The sequence below is a fragment of the Protofrankia sp. Cj3 genome, from assembly GCF_917627355.1.
Taxonomy (GTDB): Bacteria; Actinomycetota; Actinomycetes; order Frankiales; family Frankiaceae; genus Protofrankia.
On sequence record NZ_CAKJTR010000214.1, the window covers coordinates 1 to 3,650 of the forward strand.

Below are 3,650 nucleotides of genomic sequence, written 5' to 3' on the forward strand. Positions count from 1 at the left end.
GCCCGGCTGTGTCCATGCCGCCCATAACACACCAACGGACGCCGTTCCGGGACTCTACGTGTTATTTTTCTGCGCTCCCTTAGATTGGATCTTACTTCGTACGGGGCGACGAGGGTCGGGGCCGTCGCGGCCGACCGGCGCGAAGATCAGCCCGGCGACCGCCGCCAGCAGGTCCTCGGCGTACTCATCGCGGGCGGTGAGGCCCGGGTTGACCGGTGGCTTCGGTGTCGAGGACCTGCTCGGCGGTTGTCCGGCCGCGCGAGCGGGTGGCGGCTTCCGGGAGTGCGATTTCCTCCATGGTGGGCAGCGGGGATACCACACCAACACGTGGAACTCATACCAGCAGCAACCAGATCAACGAACATACGGCGATGCAAGCAATTCCCGACCTGCGCGGTGGAGGTTCTACCGGGACTCTTCGGATGTCTTATGGGAACATCTCGCACGAATCGGTTACGCTACGGGCGTTGAAATCCCCCGCTGGCGAGGGCGGTGCAGGAACATGGCAGGTGATGAGGCCGGACCGATCCGGCGTCCAAATACGCGGCTGCGGATGCAGCGGGAGGGCCGCGGCTGGTCGCGCCCTGGCCTTGCCCAGCGTCTCCAAGACCTGGCGTGGCAGCGGGACCATCGGAACGTCAGCCCCGACAAGGTCATGGTCGCGAAGTGGGAGTTGGGGTCTCGCGCCGTGTCGCCTTACTACCGGGTGCTGTTGTGCGTCCTGTTTGAGATGTCGGCGGAGGCTCTTGGTCTTTTAGAGCCTGACGAGGAGTCGGCTCGGTGGTCTCCGCAGGAGCGGGCTTCCTCGTCGAGCGTTCTGGGGCGCCGGACATTCGTCAGCCTGGCCGGGGCGGCATCGGTGGCTGCCGCTGCGGCAGTTTCGGCTTCGGGTCCGCAGACGTCGCAGGCGGGTTCGGTATCCGCACGACCTGATCAGGTACGCAATGACCTCCACGAGATAACGACACGACTGAGAAGTTTGGATGGGGCATTAGGCCCTGGCTGCATTCTTGATCAGGCGTTGGCTCACCAGCAACTCACGATCGCGCTGCTGCGCGAGGCGGGCCGGAGCCAGCGGCGCAATATGCTGGCATTGGAAGCAGCCGACATCACCGGTCTCATCGCATGGCTTTCCTTCGACGTCGGCGAGTATGACGCATCCTTTGCTCATTACCGTGCAGCGGCGACTCTTGCCGGCGAAGGGGACGATCCCGGCTTTCTGGCCTGGGTGCTGGGCAGCGAGGCTCTCGTTCTGAACCATCTACAGAATGACCGGCAAGCGCTCGACGTGCTCCAAGCAGCCCATGATGTCGCTAGTCGGACCAGCTCTACTGTGACCAGTTCCTGGCTTGCCGCGATCGCCTGCCATACAAACGCACGGCTAGGTGACGGCCACGAGGCGTGGCGTTCCTATGGCATGGCCGAACGGTTACTCGAAGCATCCGAACGCGACACCTGCACTTCCTGGATGTCATTCTTCCACATGGCACACGTCGTGTCGGCCGGAGGCCGCGCATACCTCGCCTTGGGACAACATCGGCATGCGCTGCGGGAACTGGAGCGCGCCCTGGCTCTCCACCCGCCGCATCTCGTCCGCGAGCGATCCCAATTCCTCTGTCATCTCGGTGAAGCGCACATCGCTGCCAACGAGCTGGACGCCGGATGCTCGTTCCTCGGTGACGCCGTCGAGATAGCGTCGTGGACAAAATCGGCTCGGATAGTACAAAGGGTCCGTTCGATACGCGGATCGATTTCTCCGGCATACCGCGAGGATCGAGAAGTACATAGCCTCGATGAGCGTTTGCGGGCTGCGGCGGTGTAGCGAGAGCCTTCCCGACCGCTGGTCGGCACCGTATCGTCTGCGTTGTGTCGTCGCAGGAGGGGTCGCCGGTGACGGACCAGACACGTAGACGAGATCTGCCGCTCACGGTCCTCCACCTTGGCCGTCGGACTGGCTTGCCTGCCGCGGCAGTAGTGGCTTCCGGCTCGTTGACCCCCTCCGGTCAGCGTGCCGGACCTGGACGGCCCGTGGACGATATCCGGCAAGTCGCTTCCTCGTTGAGGCGCCTCGACGGACAGATCGGCCCTGCTCACGTCGCCCCGGCCGTCCGGCGCCACCTTCAGGCCGTCATCGACCTCGGGGAGCAGGTGGCGCAAGAGGACCGCCGAGAGCTGATTCAGCTTGCGAGCGAGACAGCCGAACTTGCCGGCTGGCTGGCCTACGATGCCGGCATCCCGGATGAGGCGGAACTGCACTACCGACGGGCAATGACCCTCGCCCAGGAGGCCGACGACCCCGCCAGAGCGGCTTGGGCGATGGGCAATCTCGGACGTGCCTTGACCTCGATGGGACGGGCCCGAGAAGCGCTGGACCACCTGGAAGCCGCCCGGCGGCTGGCCGCTGGCGTCCGGGCGCCGCGACTGGCGTCCTGGCTCGCGGCCGCGGCCGGCTGGTGTTACGCAACCCTGGGCGAGCACGCGGCCTGCGGCCAGGCCCTGAGCGCGGCGGAACGCCATCTCGCACAACCAGATGACTCCGGCTACGAATGGCTTGACTTCTACAGCTATTCCCAACTGGACAAGTGGTATGGACGCTGCCAGCTCCTTTTCGGACGGCCGGCTGAGGCCGCCCGATCCTTCCGTACGTCCCTGCGGATGCTGCCAGCGACACTTGTCCGTGAGCGGGCGTCGACGCTCACGGAACTGGCTCACGCCTACACAAAACAGGGAAACGTCGATGCGGCATGCGCCTGCCTCAGCGAGGCTGTCACGATCGCGTTGGACACAGGATCAGGCCGGATCGTGCAACGTGTAACCGAGGTCCGCCGGTTGCTCGATTCCTAGACCTCCTCGTCAGCCGTACGAGAGCTGGACAACGCGCTAGCATCGCGCGGGGCAGCGCAGTAGGCGGACTACGGGCGGCCCCGGCAGACCAGGTACCTCCCTGCCTCGTCGACCGCCGCACCGCCTACAATGCCCCCATGGTCCACGCGCCGTATCGTTCGGCCAAGGCGAGAACGCCAAGCCCACCGCAGATCCCTGCCGTGCTCAACACGGGCACCGAGTTGCAGGATGACGGAATATACGTCGCCACGCTGTTCAACGGCAGCGACTTCGGTGGAGCCTCCTTCCGGTCGATTGAGCTCGAAAAGAGCAGTTTTGCATCCGTGGATATGGGCGGATGTCGCTTCACCTCAGTTTTGATGACCCATGTGAGAATCGAGAAATCGAACCTGTCGAACATCCGAGCCGTGAAGTCGTCCCTCATCTCGGCGGAGATTCGGACGAACAGGATGACGGGCGCGGCATGGACACAGGGAAGACTACGCGATGTCCTGATAGAGGACTGCCGCCTCGATCTGGCGAACTTCAGATCCTGCCGGATGTCGAGCACGCTGTTCCGCAATTGCAACCTGAAGCAGGCCGATTTTCAGGACGCGGACCTTCGGGGAGCTATCTTTGAACACTGCGACCTCGCCGGCGCCCAACTGTCAGGAGCGCAGATGGACGGGGCACGACTGGCGAATTGTAGCCTCGTCGGGGTTCACGGCGTTACGAGCATGAGGGGAGCAGTCGTATCCACCGGAGACCTCGGTGGTCTAGCCTTCTCGCTCGCCAGCGCCCTCGGAATAGAGGTCGCCGAGGAGGTA

At 64.2% G+C, this 3,650-nt stretch carries 3 protein-coding genes; all 3 read left to right on the forward strand.

Annotation, left to right across the window (positions count from 1 at the left end; all coding sequences use genetic code 11):
* Positions 1-655 precede the first annotated feature (655 nt).
* Positions 656-1,822 (forward strand): hypothetical protein, encoded by a 1,167-nt coding sequence (locus MJ783_RS20440; protein WP_239312798.1) that lies wholly within the window; start codon positions 656-658, stop codon positions 1,820-1,822.
* A 206-nt stretch (positions 1,823-2,028) separates the two neighbouring features.
* A complete protein-coding gene (locus tag MJ783_RS20445) occupies positions 2,029-2,844 on the forward strand; it encodes a tetratricopeptide repeat protein (protein ID WP_239312799.1) in 816 nt (271 codons plus the stop codon).
* Between the two features lie 200 nt (positions 2,845-3,044).
* Positions 3,045-3,650 (forward strand): pentapeptide repeat-containing protein (locus tag MJ783_RS20450; protein ID WP_239312801.1); only part of this gene is annotated, 606 nt, incomplete at its 3' end.